The sequence below is a fragment of the Pseudomonas fluorescens genome (assembly GCF_902497775.2).
Classification (GTDB): Bacteria; Pseudomonadota; Gammaproteobacteria; order Pseudomonadales; family Pseudomonadaceae; genus Aquipseudomonas; species Aquipseudomonas putida_F.
On the sequence record NZ_OZ024668.1, the window covers coordinates 5,499,796 to 5,524,884 of the forward strand.

The 25,089-nt window shown below is 62.1% G+C and carries 24 protein-coding genes and 1 pseudogene; 12 read left to right on the forward strand and 13 right to left on the reverse strand.

Features of this window, described 5'->3' with window-relative positions; genetic code table 11:
• Positions 1–25 precede the first annotated feature (25 nt).
• Entirely contained in the window at positions 26–898 is an 873-nt protein-coding gene (locus tag F8N82_RS25310) for a LysR family transcriptional regulator (RefSeq protein ID WP_038998016.1), read from the reverse strand.
• A 247-nt stretch (positions 899–1,145) separates the two neighbouring features.
• Between F8N82_RS25310 and F8N82_RS25315 the strand changes: the two genes are divergently transcribed.
• The 4 genes from F8N82_RS25315 (at position 1,146) to F8N82_RS25330 (ending at position 6,466) form a co-directional block, all read left to right on the forward strand.
• A complete protein-coding gene (locus tag F8N82_RS25315; RefSeq protein WP_038998017.1) occupies positions 1,146–2,528 on the forward strand; it encodes a glutamine synthetase family protein in 1,383 nt (460 codons plus the stop codon).
• Positions 2,529–2,545: 17 nt separating this feature from the next.
• Positions 2,546–4,039 carry an aldehyde dehydrogenase gene (locus F8N82_RS25320; RefSeq protein WP_038998019.1) on the forward strand — a complete coding sequence of 498 codons (1,494 nt, stop codon included), beginning with the start codon at positions 2,546–2,548 and terminating at the stop codon, positions 4,037–4,039.
• A gap of 14 nt (positions 4,040–4,053) precedes the next feature.
• Complete coding sequence (locus F8N82_RS25325) at positions 4,054–4,833, forward strand: gamma-glutamyl-gamma-aminobutyrate hydrolase family protein (protein ID WP_038998020.1); 780 nt, start codon at positions 4,054–4,056, stop codon at positions 4,831–4,833.
• A 112-nt stretch (positions 4,834–4,945) separates the two neighbouring features.
• Positions 4,946–6,466 (forward strand): APC family permease, encoded by a 1,521-nt coding sequence (locus F8N82_RS25330; RefSeq protein ID WP_038998021.1) that lies wholly within the window; start codon positions 4,946–4,948, stop codon positions 6,464–6,466.
• Between the two features lie 21 nt (positions 6,467–6,487).
• On the opposite strand, the gene gmk is transcribed toward F8N82_RS25330, so the two are convergent.
• Together gmk and F8N82_RS25340 are read right to left on the reverse strand one after the other, a co-directional pair.
• On the reverse strand, positions 6,488–7,108 hold the full coding sequence (gene gmk / locus F8N82_RS25335) for a guanylate kinase (protein ID WP_038998022.1): 621 nt from the start codon (positions 7,106–7,108) through the stop codon (positions 6,488–6,490).
• A gap of 13 nt (positions 7,109–7,121) precedes the next feature.
• Entirely contained in the window at positions 7,122–7,985 is an 864-nt protein-coding gene (locus tag F8N82_RS25340) for a YicC/YloC family endoribonuclease (RefSeq protein ID WP_038998024.1), read from the reverse strand.
• A 237-nt stretch (positions 7,986–8,222) separates the two neighbouring features.
• Here F8N82_RS25340 and rph point away from each other — a divergent pair, with 237 nt between their 5' ends.
• Both rph and F8N82_RS25350 read left to right on the forward strand, forming a co-directional pair.
• The gene (rph, locus tag F8N82_RS25345) at positions 8,223–8,945 is read left to right on the forward strand and encodes a ribonuclease PH (protein ID WP_038998026.1); all 723 of its coding nucleotides are present in this window, start codon (positions 8,223–8,225) and stop codon (positions 8,943–8,945) included.
• 25 nt (positions 8,946–8,970) lie between these two features.
• Positions 8,971–9,339 (forward strand): DUF4870 domain-containing protein, encoded by a 369-nt coding sequence (locus tag F8N82_RS25350; RefSeq protein WP_038998027.1) that lies wholly within the window; start codon positions 8,971–8,973, stop codon positions 9,337–9,339.
• Positions 9,340–9,405: 66 nt separating this feature from the next.
• Here the strand turns inward: F8N82_RS25350 and F8N82_RS25355 are convergent, their stop codons facing one another.
• Positions 9,406–10,185, reverse strand: a complete 780-nt coding sequence (locus F8N82_RS25355) for an exodeoxyribonuclease III (protein ID WP_010225880.1) — start codon at positions 10,183–10,185, stop codon at positions 9,406–9,408.
• 80 nt (positions 10,186–10,265) lie between these two features.
• Between F8N82_RS25355 and pyrE the strand changes: the two genes are divergently transcribed.
• Positions 10,266–10,907: an orotate phosphoribosyltransferase gene (gene pyrE, locus F8N82_RS25360; protein ID WP_038998028.1), complete on the forward strand. Its 642-nt coding sequence runs from the start codon at positions 10,266–10,268 to the stop codon at positions 10,905–10,907.
• A 101-nt stretch (positions 10,908–11,008) separates the two neighbouring features.
• Here pyrE and argB read toward each other — a convergent pair whose 3' ends face one another.
• From argB to coaBC, 4 genes and pseudogenes are all read right to left on the reverse strand, one after another.
• Positions 11,009–11,914: an acetylglutamate kinase gene (gene argB, locus F8N82_RS25365; RefSeq protein ID WP_010225876.1), complete on the reverse strand. Its 906-nt coding sequence runs from the start codon at positions 11,912–11,914 to the stop codon at positions 11,009–11,011.
• Between the two features lie 29 nt (positions 11,915–11,943).
• Positions 11,944–13,320: pseudogene (locus F8N82_RS25370) on the reverse strand (phosphomannomutase/phosphoglucomutase); the annotation flags it as partial.
• Between the two features lie 137 nt (positions 13,321–13,457).
• Positions 13,458–13,913, reverse strand: coding sequence for a dUTP diphosphatase (dut, locus tag F8N82_RS25375; protein WP_038998032.1), 456 nt, complete (start codon positions 13,911–13,913; stop codon positions 13,458–13,460).
• Between the two features lie 6 nt (positions 13,914–13,919).
• Positions 13,920–15,128: a bifunctional phosphopantothenoylcysteine decarboxylase/phosphopantothenate--cysteine ligase CoaBC gene (gene coaBC, locus F8N82_RS25380; protein WP_010225871.1), complete on the reverse strand. Its 1,209-nt coding sequence runs from the start codon at positions 15,126–15,128 to the stop codon at positions 13,920–13,922.
• Positions 15,129–15,261: 133 nt separating this feature from the next.
• On the opposite strand from coaBC, the gene radC reads away from it, so the two are divergent.
• A complete protein-coding gene (gene radC, locus F8N82_RS25385; protein ID WP_038998035.1) occupies positions 15,262–15,936 on the forward strand; it encodes a RadC family protein in 675 nt (224 codons plus the stop codon).
• On the opposite strand, the gene F8N82_RS25390 is transcribed toward radC, so the two are convergent.
• The gene (locus F8N82_RS25390; protein ID WP_038998036.1) at positions 15,933–17,522 is read right to left on the reverse strand and encodes an ABC transporter substrate-binding protein; all 1,590 of its coding nucleotides are present in this window, start codon (positions 17,520–17,522) and stop codon (positions 15,933–15,935) included. The two genes, radC and F8N82_RS25390, sit on opposite strands and share 4 nt — an antisense overlap.
• Before the next feature lie 362 nt (positions 17,523–17,884).
• On the opposite strand from F8N82_RS25390, the gene rpmB reads away from it, so the two are divergent.
• On the forward strand, positions 17,885–18,121 hold the full coding sequence (rpmB, locus tag F8N82_RS25395) for a 50S ribosomal protein L28 (protein ID WP_010225868.1): 237 nt from the start codon (positions 17,885–17,887) through the stop codon (positions 18,119–18,121).
• Between the two features lie 11 nt (positions 18,122–18,132).
• Complete coding sequence (rpmG, locus tag F8N82_RS25400) at positions 18,133–18,288, forward strand: 50S ribosomal protein L33 (RefSeq protein ID WP_010225867.1); 156 nt, start codon at positions 18,133–18,135, stop codon at positions 18,286–18,288.
• A gap of 68 nt (positions 18,289–18,356) precedes the next feature.
• Here the strand turns inward: rpmG and F8N82_RS25405 are convergent, their stop codons facing one another.
• Entirely contained in the window at positions 18,357–18,560 is a 204-nt protein-coding gene (locus F8N82_RS25405; protein WP_038998037.1) for a hypothetical protein, read from the reverse strand.
• Between the two features lie 83 nt (positions 18,561–18,643).
• Complete coding sequence (locus F8N82_RS25410; protein WP_038998039.1) at positions 18,644–19,003, reverse strand: cupin domain-containing protein; 360 nt, start codon at positions 19,001–19,003, stop codon at positions 18,644–18,646.
• A 199-nt stretch (positions 19,004–19,202) separates the two neighbouring features.
• Here F8N82_RS25410 and F8N82_RS25415 point away from each other — a divergent pair, with 199 nt between their 5' ends.
• Positions 19,203–20,696: an aldehyde dehydrogenase gene (locus tag F8N82_RS25415; protein ID WP_038998040.1), complete on the forward strand. Its 1,494-nt coding sequence runs from the start codon at positions 19,203–19,205 to the stop codon at positions 20,694–20,696.
• An 86-nt stretch (positions 20,697–20,782) separates the two neighbouring features.
• Complete coding sequence (locus F8N82_RS25420) at positions 20,783–21,922, forward strand: MFS transporter (RefSeq protein ID WP_038998041.1); 1,140 nt, start codon at positions 20,783–20,785, stop codon at positions 21,920–21,922.
• Here the strand turns inward: F8N82_RS25420 and F8N82_RS25425 are convergent.
• Both F8N82_RS25425 and F8N82_RS25430 read right to left on the reverse strand, forming a co-directional pair.
• Positions 21,919–23,475 carry a phospholipase D family protein gene (locus F8N82_RS25425; RefSeq protein ID WP_038998042.1) on the reverse strand — a complete coding sequence of 519 codons (1,557 nt, stop codon included), beginning with the start codon at positions 23,473–23,475 and terminating at the stop codon, positions 21,919–21,921. The two genes, F8N82_RS25420 and F8N82_RS25425, sit on opposite strands and share 4 nt — an antisense overlap.
• 60 nt (positions 23,476–23,535) lie before the next feature.
• Positions 23,536–24,966, reverse strand: a complete 1,431-nt coding sequence (locus F8N82_RS25430) for a PLP-dependent aminotransferase family protein (protein ID WP_038998043.1) — start codon at positions 24,964–24,966, stop codon at positions 23,536–23,538.
• Positions 24,967–25,089 lie beyond the last annotated feature (123 nt).

Consider the following 25,089-nt stretch of genomic DNA (forward strand, 5'->3'; position numbering starts at 1 on the left):
GGCTCTAACACAACTGTCTTGTCTTTTACTGCCGACCGAGTGCATCACGCAGCCGCGGGGTCAATTCGTCGAACAGCGTCTGCACCGAGCGCAATGCCCGGCAATCCGGACGGGTCAGCAGCCACAGTTCGGTGTCGCAGCCGGGCAAGGCATCGCTGAGGGGGTCGACGCCGGGCAAGTCGTGGGCCATGTAGTCGGGCAGGGCGGCCACGCCGAGCCCGGCGGTCACCAGTTGGGCGATGGCGGAGATGCTGCTGCAGCGGTAGCGCGGCGTCACCCCGGGCAGGTGCTCGCTGCGCCAGACCACGGTGGGGTGATCCTGCATGGTGTCATCCGGGGCGATCCAGGGCAGGCTGGGCTCCTTGAGCCTTTCACGAAACTCCTCACGCCCGCAAATCACGTAGGACGCAGCCCCCAGGCAGCGTCCGACCAGGTGCTCCGGCGGGGTGTTGGTCAAGCGCAGGGCCAGGTCGGCATCCCGTCGGCTGAGGTTGGCAAAGGTGTTGGAGGTTGCCAGCTCCAGCGACAGCGCCGGATATGCCGGCATGAACTCGGCCAGCGCCGGCAGCAGCAGGCTGTGCAACACGGCGTCGGTACAGGTCAGGCGCACCGTGCCGCTGACGACCTGCTCACCATGCTCCAGTGCCACCCGCGCGGCATCCAGCGCCTGTTCAGCGCGCTCGGCCTGTTCGGCCAGGGCCTGGGCGGTGCCGGTGGGAATGTAGCCCTTGCGGCTTTTGACGAATAACGCGGTACCAAGGGCGGCTTCCATGCGCCGGATCGAACGAAAAACAGTCGATACATCGACCTTCAGCAGCTCGGCGGCCTTGGCCAGGGAGCGGCCGCGGACCAGTGCAAGCACCAGGGAAAGGTCGGCGTGGCTGATCTGATATTGCATGGATGCACTCTTTACTTGCCTAAATGCCAATGTCTGTTGCGTGGGGGCCATTCTATAGTGAGGCGGCAGTCGTGAATCAAGTCGCGACGTTGTCAGAAAAATCTGGAACGTCCGTGCGAAGCCACGGCGTTCAGCTGTTCCCCACGATGGGACCACTTAAAAAGAACAAATGAAACCATCGCCGCTCCCGATAGCGCAGTAGTACCTCCTCCATGTCGTTCGATAAAAAATCAAAGGATGCCTAGCCATGACGTCGGTCTCCCCGTGCGCCATCCCTCTCGATGAGATGGGTGAATTTCTCCAGGCCCACCCTGAGGTGCAATTTGTCGATCTGCTGATTGCAGACATGAACGGCGTGGTGCGCGGCAAGCGCATCGAGCGTGCAAGCCTGGTTAAAGTCTACGAAAAAGGCATCAACCTGCCGGCTTCGCTGTTTGCCCTGGACATCAACGGCTCGACCGTCGAAAGCACAGGCCTTGGCCTGGACATCGGCGATGCCGACCGCATCTGCTTCCCGATCCCTGGCACCTTGGCCTACGAGCCCTGGCAGAAACGCCCGACCGCGCAATTGCTGATGACCATGCACGAGCTGGACGGTACGCCGTTCTTCGCCGACCCGCGGGAAGTGCTGCGCGGTGTCGTGGAAAAGTTCGATGCGCTGGGGCTGGATATCTGCGCGGCGTTTGAGCTCGAGTTCTACCTGATCGACCAGGACAACCTCAACGGCCGCCCGCAACCGCCGCGCTCGCCGATTTCCGGCAAGCGCCCGCAGTCGACCCAGGTGTACCTGATCGACGACCTCGACGAATACGTCGATTGCCTGCAAGACATGCTCGAAGCCGCCAAGGAGCAGGGCATCCCGGCAGATGCGATCGTCAAGGAAAGTGCCCCGGCGCAGTTCGAGGTCAACCTGCACCACGTTGCCGACCCAATGAAGGCCTGTGACTACGCGGTGTTGCTCAAGCGCCTGATCAAGAACATCGCCTACGACCATGAAATGGACTCCACCTTCATGGCCAAGCCCTATCCGGGCCAGGCCGGTAACGGCCTGCATGTGCACATCTCGTTGCTGGACAAGAAAACCGGCAAGAACATTTTCACCAGCGAAGACCCCGAGCAAAGCGAAACCCTGCGCCACGCCATTGGTGGCGTGCTGGAGACCATGCCGGCGTCGATGGCCTTCTTGTGCCCGAACATCAACTCCTACCGGCGTTTCGGTGCTCAGTTCTATGTGCCCAACGCGCCGAGCTGGGGCCTGGACAACCGCACCGTAGCGGTCCGCGTACCGACCGGCAGCAGCGATGCCGTGCGCATCGAGCACCGTGTCGCCGGCGCTGACGCCAACCCGTACCTGATGATGGCGGCCATCCTCGCCGGCATCCACCACGGTCTGACCAACCAGATCGAGCCGGGAGCGCCTATCGAAGGCAACTCCTACGAGCAACTGGAGCAGAGCCTGCCGAACAACCTGCGCGATGCGCTGCGTGAGCTCGATGACAGTGAAGTGCTGAACAAATACATCAGCCCGGACTACATCGATATTTTTGTCGCCTGCAAGGAAAGCGAGATGGCTGAGTTCGAGGTGTCGATTTCCGACCTCGAATACAACTGGTACCTGCACACGGTGTGACGCCGGAGAGAACAACAATGACAACAGCACCACGCCAACACTGGGAACAGCTTTTCCAGGGCCTGAACATCGAAGGCCGCGCCTTTATCGACGGCCAGTACTGCGCCAGTGTGTCCGGCGAGACCTTCGACTGCGCAAGCCCGGTCGACGGTCGCCAACTGGCGCAGATCGCCAGCTGTGACAGCGCCGACGCCGAACGCGCCGTGGCCGCTGCCCGGCGCAGTTTCGACAGTGGTGTCTGGGCCGACCAGGCCCCGGCCCAGCGCAAGCGGGTGCTGATCGCCTTTGCTGATTTGCTTCTGGCCAATGCCGAAGAACTGGCATTGCTGGAAACCCTGGACATGGGCAAGCCGATTGCCGATTCCCTGAGCATCGACATCCCGGCGGCGGCCAACGCCATTCGCTGGAACGCCGAAGCCATCGACAAGATTTACGACGAAGTTGCTGCGACCCCGTCCGACCAGCTGGGTTTGGTCACCCGCTCGCCGGTCGGCGTGGTCGCGGCCATTGTTCCGTGGAATTTTCCACTGATGATGGCCTGCTGGAAACTCGGCCCGGCCCTGGCCACCGGTAACTCGGTGATCCTCAAGCCGTCCGAAAAATCGCCGCTGACCGCCATTCGTATTGCCCAGCTGGCAATCGAAGCAGGCTTGCCGGCGGGTGTGCTCAACGTGTTGCCAGGTTACGGCCACACCGTCGGCAAGGCCCTGGCCTTGCACATGGACGTCGATACCCTGGTATTCACCGGCTCCACCCGTATCGCCAAGCAGCTGATGGTCTACGCCGGTGAGTCGAACATGAAGCGCGTCTGGCTCGAAGCCGGGGGCAAGAGCCCGAACATCGTCTTCGCTGACGCCCCGGACCTGCAGGCCGCCGCCGAAGCTGCGGCCAGCGCCATCGCCTTCAACCAGGGCGAGGTGTGCATTGCCGGTTCGCGCCTGTTGGTCGAGCGCAGCATCAAGGAGCGCTTCCTGCCTATGGTGGTCGAGGCCCTCAAGGCCTGGAAACCCGGCCATGCGCTGGACCCGAACACCCGTGTCGGCGCCTTGGTCGACAGCACCCAGCTGGATACCGTGCTCGGTTACATCGAAGCCGGCAAGGCTGACGGTGCCACCCTGGTCACCGGCGGCGAGCGTGTACTGGAAGACACCTGCGGCGTGTATGTGCAGCCTGCGATCTTCGATGGCGTAACCAATGCCATGCGCATCGCCCGCGAAGAAATCTTCGGCCCGGTGTTGTCGGTGATCACCTTCGACAGCGCCGAAGAAGCCATCGCCATTGCCAACGACTCGCCTTTCGGTCTGGCCGCGGCCGTGTGGACCAGCAATATTTCCCGTGCCCACAACACCGCCCGCGCCCTGCGTGCCGGCAGCGTCTGGGTCAACCAGTACGACGGCGGCGACATGACCGCCCCGTTCGGCGGCTTCAAGCAGTCGGGCAACGGCCGGGACAAATCGCTGCACGCTTTCGACAAATACACCGAACTCAAGGCGACCTGGATCAAGCTGTAAGGGAGGGTGAACCCATGCAAACTACCACTGGAATGCCGCCTTTGATTGGCGTTTCCGCTTGCCGCCAGCAACTGGGCAAGAACTCGTCGCACACCGTTGGCGACAAATATGTCGAGGCCGCAGGCTTTGCCGGGATCCCCCTGATCCTCCCGGCAAGGGCCGAGCCCAGCGACCCGCGCCGCGTACTGGAGCGGCTCGATGGCATTCTTTTTACCGGTTCGCCTTCAAATGTCGAGCCGCATCATTACAATGGCGCCCCCAGCGTGGAAGGGACCAGGCACGACGTGTTTCGCGATCGGCTGACCCTGCCGCTGCTGCAGGCGGCGATTGCCGACGGCGTGCCGGTGTTCTGCATCTGCCGTGGTTTCCAGGAACTCAACGTGGCCCTCGGTGGCACCCTGCACCAGCGGGTGCAGGAACTGCCTGGTTACCTGGATCACCGCGAGCCGCAGGATGCCCCGCTGGAAGAACAATACAGCCCCCGTCACCTGGTGACTGTCCAGCCCGGCGGGCTGTTCGAGCGCCTGGGGATGGAGCACAGCTTCATGGTCAATTCGCTGCACAGCCAGGGCATCGATCGCCTGGCTGACGGCTTGCGCGCCGAGGCATTGGCCCCCGATGGACTGATCGAAGCGGTGTTCATGGAAGACGCCCCAGGCTTTGTGGTCGGTGTGCAATGGCATCCCGAGTACCGCTTCGCCGACAACCCGGTCTCGCTGCGTCTGTTCCAGGCGTTCCGTGAGGCATGCCTGGCCCGTGCCACGGGCGAGCAGATCCGGGAGAAGACCCTATGAGGTCAGCCGGTTGAACCGGGCTTGAAGTACCACGCAACAAGTTTCAATGAGTGAAAGCGGACACCCTGCGGGGTGTCCTGAAAAACAATACCAATATTGGCGGCAACTACTCATGAGTGAACACAAAGCAGGCCTGTCCCCAGGTGAGGGCGGGCGATCCAAGGGGCTGGCCAAGGGCCGGCTCGGACTGCTGGCCAGCATCGTGCTGGGCATTTCCACCATCGCTCCGGTCTATACCCTGACCGGCGCGCTGGGCCCGACCGTGCGTGAAGTCGGGGCTCATCTGCCGGCGGTATTCATCGTTGGCTTCCTGCCGATGCTGCTGGTGGCCCTGGGTTACCGCGAATTGAATGCGGCCGAGCCGGACAGCGGTACTTCCTTTACCTGGTCGGCGCGGGCGTTCGGCCCGATGATCGGCTGGATCGGCGGCTGGGGGCTGGTCACCGCGACCACCATCGTGCTGTCCAACCTGGCCGGGGTGGCCGTCGACTTCTTCTATCTATTCCTTGGGCAGATCACCGGCAGCCACGAGGTGGCTGCGCTAAGCGACAACCTGCTGATCAATGTGGTCACCTGTTGCGTGTTCATCGCCATGGCGGTGTGGATCTGCTGTCGCGGCATCGCCACGACCATGACCGTGCAGTACGGCCTGGTGGCATTGCAGCTGGTGGTACTGGTGGGCTTTGCCATGGCCGCATTTGGCGAGTCTTCGGTGACGCCGCCGCTGGAATTCGACCTGGACTGGTTCAACCCCTTCGGCGTTGAGTCGTTCTCGGCCTTTACCGCCGGCTTGTCGCTGTCGATCTTCATCTTCTGGGGCTGGGACGTGTGCCTGAGCATCAGCGAAGAATCGGTAGGCAGCGGTGATACCCCGGGCCGCGCGGCAACCCTGACGGTGTTGCTGATTCTCGGTCTGTACCTGGTCACGGCAATCGCCACCCTGCAATTTGCCGGTATTGGTGACGTTGGCCTGGGCCTGAACAACCCGCGCATCCAGGAAAACGTCTTCGCTCACCTGGCCGGTCCCGTCATGGGGCCTCTGGCAATCCTGATGTCGATCGCCGTGCTGGCCAGTACTGCCGCCTCGCTGCAGTCCACCTTCGTGTCGCCGGCGCGTACGCTGCTGGCCATGGGTTACTACGGCGCCGTGCCTGAGCGCTTCGCCAGCGTCTGCCCGCGTTCGAAAACCCCGCGCTACGCCACCATTTGTGCCGGCATGGCCGCAGGCGTGTTCTACGTGACCATGCGTACCCTGAGCGAGAATGTCCTGGCTGACACCATCACCGCCCTGGGCATGATGATCTGCTTCTACTATTCGCTGACCGCCTACGCCTGTGTCTGGTACTTCCGCCACAGTCTGTTCGACAGCCTGCGTCACTTCCTCCTGCGCGGCCTGTGCCCGCTGCTCGGTGGTGGCATCCTCTCGGTGATCTTCCTGCAGACGGCCATCGACAGCGCTTCACCGTCGTTCGGCAGTGGTTCGCATGTTGGCGGGTTGGGCCTGGTGTTCGTGATCGCAATGATCATCACCGTGCTCGGCCTGGTGCTGATGATGCTGTCGCGCCTGCGTGCGCCGGCGTTCTTCCTGGGCATGACCCTGCACCGTCACGCCACGGTCTCCAGCCGCCGTTAAGCGGCTGGAGTGGCGGGTTGCTCAGGCAAGCAATTGCTTGAGCAACTGGCCATGACGCTGCTGCTGGTTGGCCTGCAGCAAGCGATTGGCGCGGAACACCGCCTTGAGGTCTTCCAGCGCTGTGGCGAAGTCATCGTTGATGATGACGAAGTCATACTCGTCGTAGTGACTCATCTCGCTCACTGCTTCACGCATCCGTCCTTCGATGATCTCGTCGCTGTCCTGGCCGCGGTTGGTCAGGCGCTGGCGCAGGGCTTCCTGGGTCGGCGGCAGGATGAAGATCGAACGTGCCTCGGGCATCAACTTGCGCACCTGCTGGGCGCCTTGCCAGTCGATCTCGAGGATCAGGTCCTGGCCTTGGTCGAGCGCCTGCTGCAGCGCGCTACGCGAAGTCCCGTAGAAGTTACCGAAGACCTCGGCTTGCTCGAGGAAGTCGCCTTGCTCGATCATCAGCTTGAATTCGGTGTGTTCGACGAAGTGGTAGTTCACGCCGTGCACTTCGCCCGGGCGCATGGCCCGGGTGGTGTGCGAGACCGAGACCTGGATGCTGTTGTCAGCGTCGATCAGGGCTTTGACCAGGCTGGTCTTGCCGGCGCCGGAAGGGGCCGAAACGATGTAAAGGGTGCCGCTGCTGTGATTCATGGTCGGGGTGGCCTTACTCAATGTTCTGTACTTGTTCACGCATCTGCTCGATCAGTACCTTGAGGTTGACCGCGGACTGGGTGCTGCGTGGGTCGAAGGCTTTGGAGCCCAGGGTGTTGGCTTCGCGGTTGAGCTCCTGCATCAGGAAGTCCAGGCGCCGGCCAGCGGCGCCGCCGGACTTGAGCACCCGGCGCACTTCGGTGACGTGGGTGCTCAAGCGGTCGAGTTCTTCGGCAACATCGCTCTTTTGCGCGAGCATGACCATCTCTTGCTCCAGGCGCTGCGGGTCGAGTTCGGCCTGCATGTCGCTGAAGCGGTCGAGGATTTTCTGCCGTTGGGCGGCGAGCATCTGCGGTACCAGCGCGCGCAAGGTGGTGACCTCGCCGGCCATGTTGTCCAGGCGCTCGTTGATCAACCGGGCAAGTTCTGCGCCTTCGCGGTTGCGGCCGTTCTTCAGCTCGTTCAGGGCCTCCTCGAACAGGGCCATGGCTTCGCTGTTGAGCGCCTGCGGGTCGGCGGCATCGGCCACCAGCACGCCAGGCCAGGCCAGCACTTCGAGCGGGTTGAGCGGCGCCGGCTGCTTGATCAGGCTGGCCACAGTCTCGGCGGCGGCAACCAGCTGCGCGGCGCGCTCGCGGTCGACCTGCAGGGCCTTGCCGTTATTCTCTTCGTTGAAGCGCAGGGTGCATTCGACCTTGCCGCGCGACAGGCCCTGGCGCAGGCTTTCGCGCACGGCGCCCTCGAGGTCGCGGAAGGCTTCTGGCAGGCGCAGGTGCGGCTCCAGGTAGCGATGATTGACTGAGCGCAGTTCCCAGATCAGGGTGCCCTGGCTACCGGCGCGCTCGACACGAGCAAAAGCGGTCATGCTGTGCACCATGGGAAGTACCTCGCGCAATAAGATGAAGGAAAGCCAATGGCTGGAGGCGCAGGATTGTAGCGCAGTGCGGCGCTGGCTCCCAATCCACTGATGTTACAAACAGTCAGAGCACCTCCGGAAAAACCCGACCTGCGGCCCTGGGTCGCCAGTTTCGGGCCCTGCGACAATAGGCGTGTCCTCATTGCCCGGGGCGCTCTATAATGCTGGGCAGATTCAAGTCCAGTACAGGTATCCCAAATGAAACGTCCAAGTGGTCGCGCTGCCGATCAGCTCCGCTCGATCCGCATCACCCGCAACTACACCAAACACGCCGAGGGGTCAGTACTGGTCGAGTTCGGTGACACCAAAGTCATCTGCACTGTCAGTGTCGAGAACGGTGTCCCGCGCTTCCTCAAAGGTCAGGGCCAAGGCTGGCTGACGGCCGAGTACGGCATGCTGCCGCGCTCCACCGGCGAGCGTAACCAGCGTGAAGCCAGCCGCGGCAAGCAAGGCGGCCGCACCCTCGAAATCCAGCGCCTGATCGGCCGCTCCCTGCGCGCTGCGCTGGACATGAGCAAGCTGGGCGACATCACCCTGTACGTCGACTGCGACGTGATCCAGGCCGATGGGGGCACCCGTACCGCATCGATCACCGGCGCCATGGTCGCCCTGGTCGACGCCCTGCGGGTGGTCAAGAAGCGTGGCGGCCTGAAGGGCGGTGACCCGCTCAAGCACATGATCGCTGCCGTTTCGGTGGGCATGTACCAGGGCGAGCCGGTGCTCGACCTGGACTACCTCGAAGACTCGGCCGCCGAGACCGACCTGAACGTGGTGATGACCAGCCAGGGTGGGTTCATCGAGGTTCAGGGCACTGCCGAAGGCGCACCGTTCCAGCCAGAAGAGCTCAATGCCATGCTGGCCTTGGCGCAAAAAGGCATGACCGACCTGTTTGAACTGCAGCAAGCCTCGCTGGCCGACTGAATTCAACCCGGGCAAGGAGCAGAATATGACCGAGCAGCCGTTGCAGTTGCCCACTCCCAATGCCGAAGTTCGGCAGTGGGCAATGTTCTGCCACCTGGCCGCGCTGTTGGGCCTGGTCTTTCCCTTCGGTAGCCTGTTGGGGCCGTTGGTGATGTGGATCTGGAAGAAAGACGTCGATCCGTTCGTCGATGCCCAGGGCAAGGAAGCGTTGAACTTTCAGATCACCGTGTTCATTGCCTCGATCATCTGCGCCGTGCTGATGTTCGTACTGATCGGTGTGGTGCTGTTCGGCATGCTGATGATCGCCGTGCTGATCCTGACCATCATGGCCGGGGTCAAGGCCAATGACGGCCTGCCGTATCGCTACCCGCTGACCTGGCGGCCGATCAAATAATGATCCGCTAAAAGCTGCAGCCACAAAAAAGCCGACGCGAAGTCGGCTTTTTTGTGGCTGAATCCATCAGATGGTCAGCGTCCAGTCGTAGTCCACGATCAGCGGCGCATGCTGGGAGAAGCGCGGCTGGCGTGGCAGGCGTGCGCTGCGCACGAAGCGGCGCAGGCCCGGGGTCAGCAACTGATAGTCGAAGCGCCAGCCCAGGTTGAGCATCTCGGCCTGTTCGTTATCTGGCCACCAGCTGTACTGGTCGCCTTCACGGCTGACTTCGCGCAGGGCATCGACATAACCCATGTTGCCGACAATCTCGTCCATCCAGGCGCGCTCTGGCGCCAGGAAGCCTGGAGACTGCTGGCCATCGCGCCAGTTCTTGACGTCGAGCTTCTGCTGCGCCACGTACAACGAGCCGCAGTAGATGTACTCACGACGCTTGCGCCGTTGCTTGTCCAGGTACTTGGCGAAGTCGTCCATCAACTTGAACTTCTGGTTCAAGTCTTCATCGCCGTTCATTCCCGAAGGTAGCAACAGGGTTGCGATGCTTACCTTGTCGAAATCGGCCTGCAGGTAACGTCCGTAGCGGTCGGCTGTCTCGAAGCCCAGGCCGCTGATGACTGCCTTGGGCTGCAACCGCGAATAAAGTGCCACGCCGCCTTGGGCGGGAACTTCTGCGTCGCAGGCATAAAGGAAGTAGCCATCGAGCTGGAAAGCTGGGTCGTCGAGTTCAAAGGCCGAGGCGCGGGTATCCTGAAGGCAGATGACGTCAGCATTCTGGGCTTGTAGCCAGCTGAGCAAACCACGCTCAACGGCAGCCTGAATGCCATTAACGTTCACACTGATGATCCGCATAAATGGCCCCAAAAATCTCGTGCGTGTATGATACCCGAGCTGTACTCAATTAGCTAAATCCGTGGTATCCGGGACTCTTCATGCAGCCGTATCAGCGCGACTTCATTCGTTTTGCCATCGACCGCGGGGTTCTGCGCTTCGGTGAATTCACCCTCAAGTCCGGGCGCACCAGCCCGTACTTCTTCAATGCCGGCCTGTTCAACAGCGGTTCGGCCCTGGCTCAGCTCGGGCGTTTCTATGCTGCGGCGATTGTCGACAGCAAGATCCCGTTCGACGTGCTGTTCGGCCCGGCCTACAAGGGTATCCCCCTGGCGGCAGCCACTGCCGTGGCCCTGGCCGAGCACCATGATCTCGACCTGCCCTGGTGCTTCAACCGTAAAGAGGCCAAGGCCCACGGTGAAGGCGGCAGCCTGGTGGGCGCACCGCTGACCGGCGACGTGTTGATCATCGACGACGTGATCACTGCCGGTACCGCCATCCGCGAGGTCATGCAGATCATCCAGGGCCAGCAAGCCAAGGCTGCTGGCGTGCTGATTGCGCTGAACCGCCAGGAGCGCGGCAACGGCGAGCTGTCGGCGATCCAGGAAGTGGAGCGCGACTTCGGCATTCCGGTGGTGAGCATTGTCTCGCTGACCCAGGTGCTGCAGTTCCTCGCCGACGACCCGGCGCTCAAGCAGCACTTGCCGGCCGTCGAGGCCTATCGGGCTCAGTACGGTATCTGAGGCAAACAAAAAGGCGACCCGAGGGTCGCCTTTTTTGTGTCTGATCGCGGGGGGCAAGTCGGGTCGCCGCACCGCCGCTCCCACAAGCCCCGCGAAAGGGTTTAACGCGGCTTGTGATTGGTAATCAAGGTACCCACACCGCTGTCGGTGAAGATCTCCAGCAGCACTGCGTTCGGTACCCGGCCATCGATGATGTGCGAGCTGTTGACCCCGCCTTGCACCGCTTCCAGGGCGCAGCGGATTTTCGGCAGCATGCCGCCATAGATGGTGCCGTCGGCGATCAGTTCGTTGACCTGCTCGGTGGTCAGGCCGGTGAGCACGGTGCCTTGCTTGTCCATCAGGCCGGCGATATTGGTCAGCAGCATCAGCTTTTCAGCCTTCAGCGCTTCGGCCACCTTGCCCGCCACCAGGTCGGCGTTGATGTTGTACGACTCGCCGTTGGCGCCCACGCCGATTGGCGCGATCACCGGGATGAAGTCACCTTTGACCAGCATGTTGAGCAGGTCGGTGTTAACCCCGACCACTTCGCCAACGTGACCGATGTCGATGATTTCCGGGGTGGTCATCTCTGGCGTCTGGCGAGTGACGGTGAGTTTCTTCGCCCGAATCAGCTCGGCATCTTTACCGGTCAGGCCGATGGCGCTGCCGCCATGGCGGTTGATCAGGTTGACGATGTCCTTGTTGACCTGGCCGCCGAGGACCATCTCTACCACGTCCATGGTTTGCGCATCGGTGACACGCATGCCGTCGACGAAGCGGCTTTCGATCGACAGGCGCTTGAGCAGGTCACCGATCTGCGGGCCGCCACCGTGCACCACCACCGGGTTGATGCCCACTGCTTTCATCAGCACCACATCGCGGGCAAAACCGGTTTTGAGCTCTTCGCTCTCCATCGCGTTGCCGCCGTATTTGATCACCAGGGTCTTGCCGACAAAGCGGCGAATGTAAGGCAGCGCTTCGGACAAAACCTGGGCGACATGGGTGGCGGCATCGCGATCGAGGGTCATGCAGGGCTCCAATTGGAACAGATAGTCGGTCAGAACTCGGGTTGCAGGTCAGGGGCAACGCGCTTCAGTTGGGCGCGGAATACCTCTTTGATACGCTGCAGTTCGGCGTGATTGTCGGCCTCGAAGCGCAATACCAGCACCGGCGTGGTGTTGGAGGCGCGAACCAGGCCCCAGCCGTGGGAGTAGTCGACCCGCACACCATCGATGGTGGTCAGGTTGGCGTCGTTGCCCCAGTCGGCATCGCGTTGCAGTGCATCAATGATGCTGAATTTACCCTCGTCGGTCACATCAATATTGATTTCCGGCGTGGAAATATCGTTCGGGAACGCTGCGAACAGCTGTTCAGCATCGATTGTGGCCTTGCTGAGGATCTCTAGCAGGCGCGCAGCACTGTAGATGCCGTCGTCAAAACCATACCAGCGTTCCTTGATGAAAATGTGGCCGCTCATCTCGCCTGCGAGCAGGGCGCCGGTCTGCTTCATCTTCTTCTTGATCAACGAATGACCGGTCTTCCACATTAGCGCGCGGCCGCCGTACTGCTCGATCAGCGGGGTCAGGCGACGGGTGCATTTGACGTCGAAGATGATTTCGGCGCCCGGGTTGCGTTCCAGTACGTCCTGGGCGAACAGCATCAGCAGGCGGTCTGGATAGACGATGCTACCGGTGTTGGTAACCACGCCGACGCGGTCACCATCGCCGTCGAAGGCCAGGCCCAGGTCGGCGCCGGTTTCCTTGACCTTGGCGATCAGGTCGACCAGGTTTTCCGGCTTGCCCGGGTCTGGGTGGTGATTGGGGAAGTTGCCGTCGACTTCACAGAACAACGGGATCATTTCGCAGCCCAGGGCTTCGATCAGTTGCGGGGCGATCACGCCAGCCGCACCGTTGCCGCAGTCGACGACCACTTTGAGTTTTTTCGCCAGCTTGATATCGCCGGTGATCTGCGTGAAGTAGCGCTCGAGGATCTCGACTTTCTCGACGCTGCCTTCGCCACGGCTCAGGTCGTTGGTCTGCAGGCGGGTCAACAGGGCCTGGATCTGCTCGTTGGCCAGGGTGTCGCCAGCGATGACGATCTTGAAGCCGTTGTAGTTCGGCGGGTTGTGGCTGCCGGTGAGCATGACGCCGGATTTGCCGGCCAAAACGTTGGCGGCGTAGTACAGGGCCGGGGTCGGCACCAGGCCGACGTCGCTGACCTTGCAGCCGGCTTCGACCAGGCCCTTGATCAGTTGCTCGACCAGCATTGGCCCGGACAGGCGGCCGTCACGGCCAACCGAGATGTTCGGCTCACCCTGGGCCAGGGTTTGCGCGCCGATGGCGCGACCGATCCAGTAGGCGGTTTCGGCGGTGAGGGTTTCGCCGACGACGCCACGGATGTCATAAGCGCGGAAAATGCTGGCTGGAAGTACAGGTACCAGGTGTGCCATGTCGTTCATCTCTGGGGGAGCTCCAATTTAGAGGGCGTGCAGGGCAGGCTCAAACTGAACGCTTTGACGGCTATTTCGCCAGAGAGTTCGCCATCCTTGGCTCGCGCTGGATAACCGGCGGATCAATGGCTGCCGGAATGACCAAAGCCGCCAGCGCCGCGTTGGCTCTCATCGAAGGCTTCGACGATATCGAAGTGCGCCTGTACCACCGGCACCAGTACCAGCTGGGCGATGCGTTCGCCGATGGCGATGGTGAATGGCGTCTGGCCGCGGTTCCAGCAGGAGACCATCAGTTCGCCCTGGTAGTCGGAGTCGATCAGGCCGACCAGGTTGCCAAGGACGATGCCGTGTTTGTGGCCAAGGCCCGAACGCGGCAGGATCAATGCCGCCAGGCCCGGATCACCGATGTACACCGACAGGCCGGTAGGGATCAGCAGGGTCTGGCCTGGCTCGAGGACGGTGTCTTCCTTGAGCATGGCGCGCAGGTCGAGGCCGGCCGAGCCCGGGGTGGCGTACTGCGGCAGCGGGAACTCGCCGCCGATGCGTGGATCGAGAATCTTGGCTTGTAGAGCGTGCATGCGAAATTAAACCTGGTTGAGACGTTCGGCGATGAAAGCTACCAGCTGGCGGGCGATCTTGCCCTTGCTGGTCTGCGCGAAAACAGTGGCGTGAAGTTGGCGGTCGATGACGCTGCAGGCGTTCTCCTCGCTGTTGAAGCCGATGCTGGGGTTGGCCACATCGTTGGCGACAATCAGGTCGAGGTTCTTGTCCTTGAGCTTGCGCGCGGCGTAATCGAGCAGGTGTTCGGTCTCGGCGGCAAAGCCGACGCTGAACGGGCGATCGGGACGGGTGGAGATGCTGGCGAGAATGTCCGGATTGCGGACCATCTGCAGCAGCAGGCCGTCACCTGTCGTAGGGTCTTTCTTGAGTTTTTGCGGGGCTACCACCTCTGGGCGGTAGTCTGCGACCGCAGCCGAAGCGATGAACACATCGCAGGGGATGGCGGCTTCACAGGCGGCGAGCATGTCGCGGGCACTGACCACGTCGATGCGGGTAACCCGGTCGGGTGTTGGCAGGTTCACCGGGCCCGTGACCAGGGTGACTTTGGCGCCAGCCTCAACCGCCGCTTCGGCCAGGGCAAAGCCCATTTTCCCCGAACTGTGGTTGGTGATGTAGCGCACCGGGTCGATGTTTTCCTGGGTCGGGCCGGCAGTGATCAGCACGTGCTTGCCGGTCAGTGACTCGCGCTTGAAGGTCTCGGCGGCGCACCAGGCAAGGTCAGTGGCTTCGAGCATGCGGCCCAGGCCCACGTCGCCACAGGCCTGGCTGCCGGAGGCCGGGCCGAACACCTGGATATCACGGCTTTGCAGCAGCTCGAGGTTGGCCTGGGTGGCCGGGTCGCGCCACATTGCCTGGTTCATTGCCGGGGCCACGGCCACGGTGGCGTCGGTAGCCAGGACCAGGGTGGTCAGCAGATCGTCGGCAACACCCTGTGCCAGGCGTGCGAGCAGGTCGGCGGTGGCTGGGGCAATCAGCACCAGGTCGGCCCATTTGGCCAGCTCGATATGGCCCATCGCCGCTTCGGCAGCAGGGTCCAATAGGTCCATGTGCACCGGGTGCCCGGACAGGGCCTGCATAGTCAGCGGGGTAATGAATTCGGCCCCGCCACGAGTCATGACGACGCGCACTTGGGCGCCGTGTTCCAGGAGTCGGCGAACCAGCTCGGCACTCTTGTAGGCGGCAATGCCGCCGCCGACGCCGAGAACGATGCGCTTCCGATACAGCCGCTGCATAGGCTTGCCTTTTGCTCAGTGATTACACGCGGCGACGACGCCTCCCCAGGCCGGTTCGTCGCGTAAAAATGAGGGGCTAATGTAGCACAGGGCTCAAACCGGGAGCAGTAACCGAAAGACAGAGGGAATTGTCATGAGTATCAGGGATTGGCCTGCGGCGGAAAGACCGCGGGAAAAACTGTTACAGCGCGGAGCGGGTAGTCTATCGGATGCTGAGCTTCTGGCTGTGTTTTTACGGACAGGTGTCGCGGGCAAGAGCGCGGTTGATCTGGCCCGCCATCTGTTGAAGCGATTTGGCGGCTTGAGGTATCTGCTGGAAGCCGATCAAGCGGCATTTCAGCGTGAAATCGGGCTAGGGCCTGCAAAATTTACCCAGTTGCAAGCTGTAATGGAAATCGGGCGGCGGCACCTGGCTGAAACCATCGTTCGCGATCCGGCACTGCAAAGTCCCCTTGAGGTGCGTCGATACCTCAAATCCATGCTTCGACATGAAAAGAGCGAAGTATTCGGCTGCCTTTTCCTCGATACAAAGCATCGGCCGCTCGGCTTTGAGGTGTTGTTCCGTGGCTCGATCAATAGTGCCAGTGTCTATCCCCGCGAGGTCATCAAGCGCGCTTTGGCGAACAATGCTGCGGCGTTGATCCTCTGCCACAACCACCCTTCGGGGGTCAGCGAGCCCAGCGATGCCGACCGGGTGCTGACCCGGCGCCTGACCAAGGCGCTGGATATGATCGAAGTGCGCGTGCTCGACCACTTTGTCATCGGCGACGGTGAGCCGCTGTCGATGGCCGAGCACGGCTGGCTCTAGCGCGAGGTGCTGACCCCGGCAAAGTCCTGGCGGCCGAATGGGCTGACCTGGTAACCCTGGACATCCTTGCGCGCCAGCACGGCAGCGGTCGGGTGGGCCAGGGGCAGCCACAAGGCCTGTTGCTGGATCAGCGTCTGGGCCTGCTGGTACAGGCGGCTGCGCACGCTCTGGTCGTTGGTGGTCTTGCCGGCGCTAATCAACTGGTCGAGGCGCTGATCGCAGTAGCGGGCGAAGTTGGTCCCGGACTTGACTGCAGCGCAGGAAAACTGCGGGCTGAGGAAGTTGTCCGGGTCGCCGCTGTCGCCGGCCCAGCCCATGAACAGCAGGTCGTGCTCGCCGGCCTTGGCCCGGCGGATCAGCTCGCCCCATTCGATCACGCGGATCTCGGCCTTGATGCCGATCTTGCCCAGGTCGGCCTGCAGCAATTGCGCGCCAAGGCTGGGGTTGGGGTTGAGCAGGCTGCCTTGCGGGCGGGTCCAGATGGTGGTGCTGAAGCCATCCTTGAGGCCGGCCTTGGCCAGCAGCGCCTGGGCCTTGTCGAGGTTGGCCGGGTAGCCGGGCAGGTCCTTGGCGTAGCTCCAGGTGTTGGGCGGGTACGGGCCATTGGCGGCGACGGCGGTGTCCTCGAAAACGGCCTTGAGGTAGCTGGCCTTGTCGAAGGCGAGGTTGATGGCCTGACGCACTTCCGGCTTGTCCAGCGGTGCATGTTGACTATTGATGGCGACGAAAGCGGTCATGAAGGCTTCGGTCTTTTCCACTTTCAATGTCGGGTCTTCAGTGGCCGCGGCGATATCCAGCGGTTTCGGCGAGAGGGCAATCTGGCACTCGTTGCGCTTGAGTTTTTGCAGGCGCACGTTGGCGTCCGGGGTGATAGCGAAGATCAGTGGGTCGATACCCGGCTTGCCGGCAAAGTAGTCCGGGTTGGCCCGGTAGCGGATGACTGCGTCCTTCTGGAAACGATTGAACACAAATGGCCCGGTGCCGATCGGCTGGCTGTTGAGCTTCTCCGGTGTGCCGGCCTTGAGCAACTGGTCGGCGTACTCGGCGGAGTAGATCGAGGCAAAGCCCATGCTCAGGGTGGCCAGGAAGGTGGCGTCGGGGTGATCGAGGGTAAAGCGCACGGTTAGCGGGTCGACGGCCTCGATCTGTTTGATCAGGCTTGGCAACTGCAGCGACTGGGCGTGGGGGTAGCCGCGCTGGGCGATCTTGTGCCAGGAATGGGCGGGGTAGAGCATGCGCTGGAAGCTGAACAGCACGTCGTCAGCATCCAGTGTGCGGCCGGGCTTGAAGTAGCCGGTGCTGTGGAATTTCACCCCCGGGCGCAACTTGAATTCGTAAATCAGGCCGTCTGGCGACACCGTCCAGCTTTCGGCCAGGCTCGGTACCACCTGGCCCTGGCGCGCGTCGAACCCGACCAGGCTGTTCATCAACACATCAGCCGAGGCATTGGTGGTGGTCAGCGAGTTGTACTGGACCACGTCGAAGCCTTCGGGGCTGGCTTCGGTGCACACACTCAGCGCAGCCGCCTGGGCGAAAGCCGGGCCGAGCAAGGTGGCGAACAACAGGGGTAGAACGGCAGCGCGCATGGGGATTCCTTGGCTGATCGATGGCCCATCTGCCAGTGCAGTCTGGAAAAGTCCTACCCTAGTGTGCTGTGAGACAAATGACCATATCCTTTTTTGCCGATCGGGCGACGGACGGTCGACAGCCGGCCGGGCCAGTGGTTATGCTGCTCCGGCGTGTCGAACAGCGAGTCAAAGCACATCTTCTGTTGTTGTGCTCTGGTCTTTCTGGTATAAAGCAGCGCTCTTTTCTAGGGGCTCGGCTTGTCGCATCTGCTGACCGAGTCGATAAGACCCTGAAGAAACACGGCGCCTGGCGCCAAAGACTGAGAGATTAAGCGGCCAACCCATGCCGGGTTGGGCATGTGGTTTTAGAGGGCTGAGGCATGTCGAGAGTCTGTCAAGTTACCGGTAAGGGTCCGGTAACCGGGAATAACATTTCCCACGCAAACAACAAAACCCGTCGTCGTTTCCTGCCGAACCTGCAGCATCATCGCTTCTGGGTCGAGTCCGAGAAGCGTTTCGTGCGTCTGCGCGTATCTGCCAAAGGCATGCGCATCATCGACAAGCGCGGCATTGATGCCGTTCTGGTCGACATTCGCCGTAACGGCGCTAAGGTCTAAGGGAGAGAATCATGCGTGAATTGATCCGTCTGGTGTCGACCGCTAATACCGGCCACTTCTACACCACCGACAAGAACAAGCGCACCACTCCGGACAAAATCGAAATCAAAAAATTCGATCCGGTTGTTCGCAAGCACGTGATCTACAAGGAAGCCAAGATCAAGTAATTGATCCGGCTGACGAAAAAAGGGCCCGTATCTCAGGATACGGGCCCTTTTTTTATGTCGCTATGTAATCAGCTGAAGTGGAACGACTGGATGACGCCGTCATCATTGGCGATGACATGGATACGGCTCGAGTCGTATTCGCGGGTGGAGAATTCACGTGCACCGACCACGCGAGCGCGGCCGGTCAGTTCACTGATGTAGGCCTTGGCGGCAGGCACATAGCGAGTGCCGACAAGGTGATTGATCTGTTGCAGGGCTTCTTCGTTGGTCATGGCGTTGCTTCCTTCGATTGATTGAATGCCCGGTTGGGCAACGCCATGCTCCGTTGAATGAGTGCTGCTCAAGCGGTAGTTATTTATTTCTGCTCGAACATCACATAGATCTTACGGCACGGCTCCAGCACTTCCCAGGTGCCCTTGAAGCCTGCCGGGATCACGAAGCGGTCGCCAGCGCGCAAGGTTTTGGCCTCGCCGTCCTCGTCGCGAAGCACCGAGACGCCTTGAACGATCTCGCAATACTCATGTTCGGTGTAATTGACGGTCCATTGCCCGGCCGCGCCTTCCCAGACGCCCGCATGAAACTGCGAGCACGGGCTGGAGTAGTGGTTGAAGACCGCCTGCTCCGGGTCGCCCTTGAGCACCTTTTCGGCGGCGGGGCGGTAGCGCTCGGCTTCGGTCAGTACCTGGGCAAAATCGATGATCTGGTTAATGCGCATGGTCGGGTCCCCTTTTTGTTGTTTAATAAAATGAACATCAGTAGGTGTTTGGTGTGATTATGTCAAATATATTGAAAATTAGGGCGCCGGTGGTTTAGGGTGGCAGGTGCCTGTGCGCCTTTGTCGCCCAGCCAGAATTTTCGACAGTGCCCCCAAGCCCTCGTGCGGCACTGCACCTTAACAAGAGGAGGAGTTTCGTATGACCACCCTGACTCGTGCGGACTGGGAACAGCGTGCCCAGCAACTGAAGATCGAAGGCCGTGCTTTCATCAATGGTGAATACACTGCTGCCGTTTCCGGCGCCACATTCGAGTGCCTCAGCCCGGTCGACGGACGCCTCCTGGCGCAGATCGCCAGCTGCGACGAGGCCGATGCCCAGCGCGCCGTGGAAAACGCCCGTGCCACCTTCGCCTCCGGCGTCTGGTCGCGCCTGGCCCCGGCCAAGCGTAAAGCCACCATGATTCGTTTCGCCGGCCTGCTCAAGAAGAACGTCGAAGAGCTGGCCCTGCTGGAAACCCTGGACATGGGCAAGCCGATCAGCGACTCGCTGAACATCGACGTGCCTGGTGCCGCCCAGGCCCTGAGCTGGAACGGTGAAGCGATCGACAAGATCTACGACGAAGTCGCCGCTACCCCACATGATCAGCTGGGTCTGGTAACCCGCGAGCCGGTGGGCGTGGTTGCTGCCATCGTGCCGTGGAACTTCCCGCTGCTGATGGCCTGCTGGAAGCTCGGCCCGGCCTTGGCCACCGGTAACTCGGTGGTGCTCAAGCCTTCGGAAAAATCGCCACTGACTGCCATCCGTATCGCCCAACTGGCGATCGAGGCCGGTATCCCTGCCGGTGTCCTGAACGTGCTGCCAGGTTACGGCCACACTGTGGGCAAGGCCCTGGCCCTGCACATGGATGTCGATACCCTGGTGTTCACCGGTTCGACCAAGATCGCCAAGCAGCTGATGATCTACGCGGGCGAGTCGAACATGAAGCGCGTCTGGCTGGAAGCCGGCGGCAAGAGCCCGAACATCGTCTTCGCTGACGCTCCGGACCTCAACGCTGCTGCCGAATCTGCAGCCAGCGCCATCGCCTTCAACCAGGGCGAAGTCTGCACCGCAGGTTCACGCCTGTTGGTCGAGCGTTCGATCAAGGACAAGTTCCTGCCGCTGGTGCTCGAAGCACTGAAGGCCTGGAAGCCTGGCAACCCGCTGGACCCAGCCACCACCGTCGGTGCCCTGGTCGATACCCAGCAAATGAACACCGTACTGTCCTACATCGACGCCGGTCACAGCGATGGCGCCAAGCTGCTGGTGGGCGGCAAGCGCATTCTCGAAGAAACCGGTGGCACCTATGTCGAACCGACCATCTTCGACGGCGTGACCAATGCCATGAAGATCGCCCAGGAAGAGATCTTCGGCCCGGTGCTGTCGGTCATCACCTTCGACACCACCGAAGAGGCGATCAACATCGCCAACGACACCCCGTACGGCCTGGCTGCCGGTGTGTGGACCGCTGACATCTCCAAGGCGCACCTGACCGCCAAGGCCCTGCGTGCCGGTAGCGTGTGGGTCAACCAGTACGATGGCGGCGACATGACCGCACCGTTCGGCGGCTTCAAGCAGTCGGGCAACGGTCGTGACAAGTCGCTGCATGCGCTGGACAAGTACACCGAGCTGAAAGCGACCTGGATCAAGCTGTAAATCCAGGCGGACCTGTCGCGGGGCAAGCCCTCTTCCACAGTGTGGGAGCGGGCTTGCCCCGCGATTTTTTTGGGAGGAAGACGCCGATGCGTTGGGGAACCTACTTTGCCGTGCTGGCAGCCGTGCTCAGTGTCGGCCTGGCCCTTGGGGTCAGCATGCCGCTGGTTTCGTTGCGCCTGGAGGGCTGGGGTTACGGCAGCTTCGCTATTGGCGTAATGGCGGCGATGCCGGCCATTGGCGTGCTGGTCGGTGCCAGCCTGTCCAGCCGCCTGGCTGCGCGTTTCGGCACGCCAGGGCTGATGCGTCTGTGCCTGTGGGCCGGGGCGTTTTCCATCGGCTTGCTGGCGCTGCTGCCCAGCTATCCGTTGTGGCTGGCCCTGCGCTTGCTGATCGGGGTGATCCTGACCATCGTCTTCATTCTTGGCGAAAGCTGGATCAACCAGCTGGTGGTCGAACAATGGCGCGGCCGGCTGGTGGCGCTGTATGGCAGCAGCTATGCCCTGAGTCAGTTGGCCGGGCCGCTGTTGCTTGGTGTGGTGGGCTCAAAAGATGACCTGGGCTTCTGGATCGGTGCCGGCCTGCTGATTGCCGCACCGCTGGTGCTGCTCGGCCGCGATGGTGCGCCCAGTGCCGAAGCCTGCAGCGTGACCTTCGCTGACCTGTTCGGCTTTTGCCGGCGCTTGCCGGTGATCGCCTGGGCTATTGCTCTGTTTGCCGCCTTCGAGGCGATGATTCTGACCCTGCTGCCGGTCTACTGCCTGCAGCAGGGCTTTACCACGGAAATCGCGCTGTTCATGGTTAGCACCGTCGTAGTGGGTGATGCGCTGCTGCAGCTGCCGATCGGCGCGCTGGCCGACCGTATGTCACGACGCACGCTGTTCAGTGGTTGTGCCTTGACCCTGCTGGCTTCAAGCCTGGCGATTCCACTGCTGCTGCAAACACCGCTGATCTGGCCACTGTGGGTGCTGTTCGGCGCCAGTGCCGGCGGCCTGTTCACCTTGTCGCTGGTGCTGATTGGTGAGCGTTACCGCGACGACGCGCTGGTGCGTGCCAATGCTCACGTTGCGCAGTTGTGGGGGATTGGTTGCCTGATCGGGCCGCTGGCAGCAGGGGCGGGTAGCCAGTGGGTCAGCGGGCATGCGCTGCCGCTGTTCATGGCCTTGGGGGCGTTTGGCCTGGTGCTGCTCGCGCGGCGGCCCAATGCCTTTGAGCCAGCGCCAGTCTAGAGCATCTTTTCCAGGCCCACGGCCTTGCTGATCCAGGCGTTGAAGCGTCGCCACAAGCCACCGGGTTCGGTGGTCAGGGTGTGCAGGCGGTGGTTGTCTTCGGTCACCCAGACCAGCTGGCCATCGACCAGTTGCGGCTGATAACTGACCGCCGGGGCCATACCCTGGGCGGCCAGTTCGCGGGTGTATTCCGCCAGCTCCGGGCTGTCGACCAGCACGCCGACCTCGGTGTTCCACAACACCGAGCGCGGGTCGAAGTTGAACGAGCCGATGAAGGTCTTCTTGCGATCGAAGACGATCGCCTTGCTGTGCAGGCTGGAGTCGGAGCTGCTGTGAAAACTGAGGCCGCGGCTTGAGCTCGGGTCTCCGGGCTGGCGACGTAGTTCGTACAAGTGCACGCCATGTTCCAGCAGCGCTTTGCGATAGGGCGCGTAGCCGCCATGCACCGCCGGCACGTCGGTGGCTTCCAGCGAGTTGGTCAGCAATTTCACCGAGACGCCCTTGTCGGCATGGCTGGTCAGGTAGAGCAGGCCGGACTCGCGGGGCACGAAATACGCCGAGATCAGGATCAGCTCATGCTGGATGTTGTTCAGGTCCGGGGCCAACTGTTGGGTCATCAGCAGCCGCGGATCCGGCTCATCGCGGGCCAGCACCTTGCTCGGCGCGTCCCAGAGCGCCTGGTTATGGGCCCAGATCAGCTCGTTGCGCCACACATCCAGGCGTGGCCGGGTCTGATAGGCCATCAACCGGTCATACAGTGCCTTGCGCTTGGTCCGCGCCTCGGCCAGCGACGCCTCCAGGCGCTGGCGGCTGTCGCGCAGGTCGCGGGCATTGGGCTGGGTGAACAGAAAATCGCCGATCGGCTTGCTCAGGGCGCTGTTCCAGTACTGGTCGAAACTATGCCCCAACTGCTCGGCCACCGGGCCGACGCCGAGCAGGTCGATGTCAGTGAAGTTCAGGTTGGGTTCGGCATCGAAATACTCATCACCCAGGTTGCGCCCACCGACGATAGCCATGCTGTTGTCCACCAGCCACAGCTTGTTGTGCATGCGCCGATGCTGCAACGACAGGTTGAACAGCCGGCCCATGGCCCGGGTCATGCCGGTACTGCGGCCAAGGTGCAGCGGGTTGAACACGCGTATGTGGATATTCGGATGTGCAGCCAGGGTGCCGATCAGTTCGTCGAGGCCATCGCTGGTGGTGTCGTCGAGCAGAATGCGAACGCGCACACCCCGGTCGGCAGCCTGGAGCAGTTCGTGCACCAGCGCACGGGTGCTGAGGCCATCGTGGACGATGTAGTACTGCAGGTCGATGCTCGACTGGGCATTGCGGATCAGCTCGGCGCGGGCGCGAAACGCTTCATTGCTGTTGGGCAGCAGGCGAAACCCGGAGCGCCCGTCGTAGGCCGAGGCCTGGCGCTGCACCGAACGGCCGAAAGCCGAGTCGCTGGCCGGCAGGGCCTGGCTGACTTCCCGTGGCTGGCTGACACTGGCACAGCCACTCAGGCCGAGCAGTAGCGACAGCAGTAGTGGCAGCACCCGCTGGCTTTTCAACAAAATTCGTCCTGTTACAACTGAGGCGTATGGATATTGACCGCGAGCGGCGGCGCAAAGTTACCCGTCGCTGTGCTCTTGGGCCAGTAGACGAATGGCGGTCTCGCCTACCTTGCGCACCGCCGCTTCGATCTCGGCGCTGGGACGTGCGGCGAAGTTCATCCGCAGGCAGTTACGGTACTTGCCCGAGGCCGAGAAAATACTGCCGACGGCAATCTGCACCCCTTGCCCAAGTAAAGACCGGTTCAGGCGCAGTGTGTCGAAACTTTCCGGCAACTCCACCCAGAGCATGAAGCCGCCCTGAGGCCGGCTGGCGCGGGTGCCCGGTGGAAAGTAGCGGGTGACCCAGTCGCTCATCTGATCGCGCCCGCGCTGGTACTGGCTGCGCATGCGCCGTAGGTGCGGCTGGTAGTGACCGCCTTCGATGAAGTCGGCGATGGCCAGTTGCGGCTGGGTAGCGGTGCAGCCGGTGCTGATGTACTTCATGTGCAGCACCCGCTCCAGATAACGCCCCGGGGCCACCCAGCCAATGCGCAAGCCCGGCGCCAGGGTCTTGGAGAACGAGCTGCACAGCAGTACCCGGCCGTCCTCGTCGAACGACTTGATGGTCCGGGGTCTGGGGTAGGTGTAGGCAAGGTCGCCATACACATCGTCTTCGATGATCGCTACGTCGAAGCGTTGTGCCAGGGTCAGCAAGGCTTTCTTGCGTGCCTCGGGCATGATATAGCCGAGCGGGTTGTTGCAGTTCGGGGTGATCTGGATGAGCTTGATCGGCCATTGCTCCAGGGCCAGCTCCAACGCTTCGAGGCTGATCCCGGTGAGCGGGTCGGTGGGGATTTCCAGGGCCTTCATGCCCAGGCCCTTGAGGGTCTGCATGGCACCATGAAAGCTCGGCGAGTCCACCGCGACAATATCGCCGGGCTGGCACACTGCGCGGATACTGCTCGACAGCGCCTCGTGGCAACCGGTGGTGACCACCAGGTCCGCCGGGCTCACGGTGCAGCCGGAGTCGAGCATCAGCCGGGCGATCTGCTCGCGCAGGGCCCGCGTGCCGGAGATGGTGTCGTAATACAGGCCGGGCATGTCCTGGCGCCTGCTGAGCTGGGCCAGGCTGCGCAGCAGCGGTTTGAGGGTAGGGCTGTCAATGTCGGGCATGCCGCGGCCCAGTTGCACCACGTCTTTGCTCGGCTCGCTGCGGATCAGCTCGATGACCTGCTCCCATTGGGAAATATCCACTGGGCGTTGTGCCGGGCGGCTGACATCGGGGAGGGCAGGCAGGCTGCGATTGTTGGGTACAAAGTAACCGGATTTTGGCCGGGGCGCGGCCAGGCCGTTGTCTTCCAGGAGGCGATAGGCCTGCTGCACCGTACTGAGGCTGACACCATGCTCGAGGCTCAAGGCGCGCACCGAAGGCAAGCGATCGCCGGGACGGTACAGGCCTTGTTCGATGCGGGCGCCGAGCAGCTCGGCGAGGTTGATGTACAGCGTCATGGCATACTCCGGAAGGCGGCTACAGAAACTGACCAATACAGATGAGGAAAAAATACAGCATTCAGTAGGAAATCTGCCAATTCTGTATGGAAATAATAGTCGGCCTTTGGATCTGTAATGGTT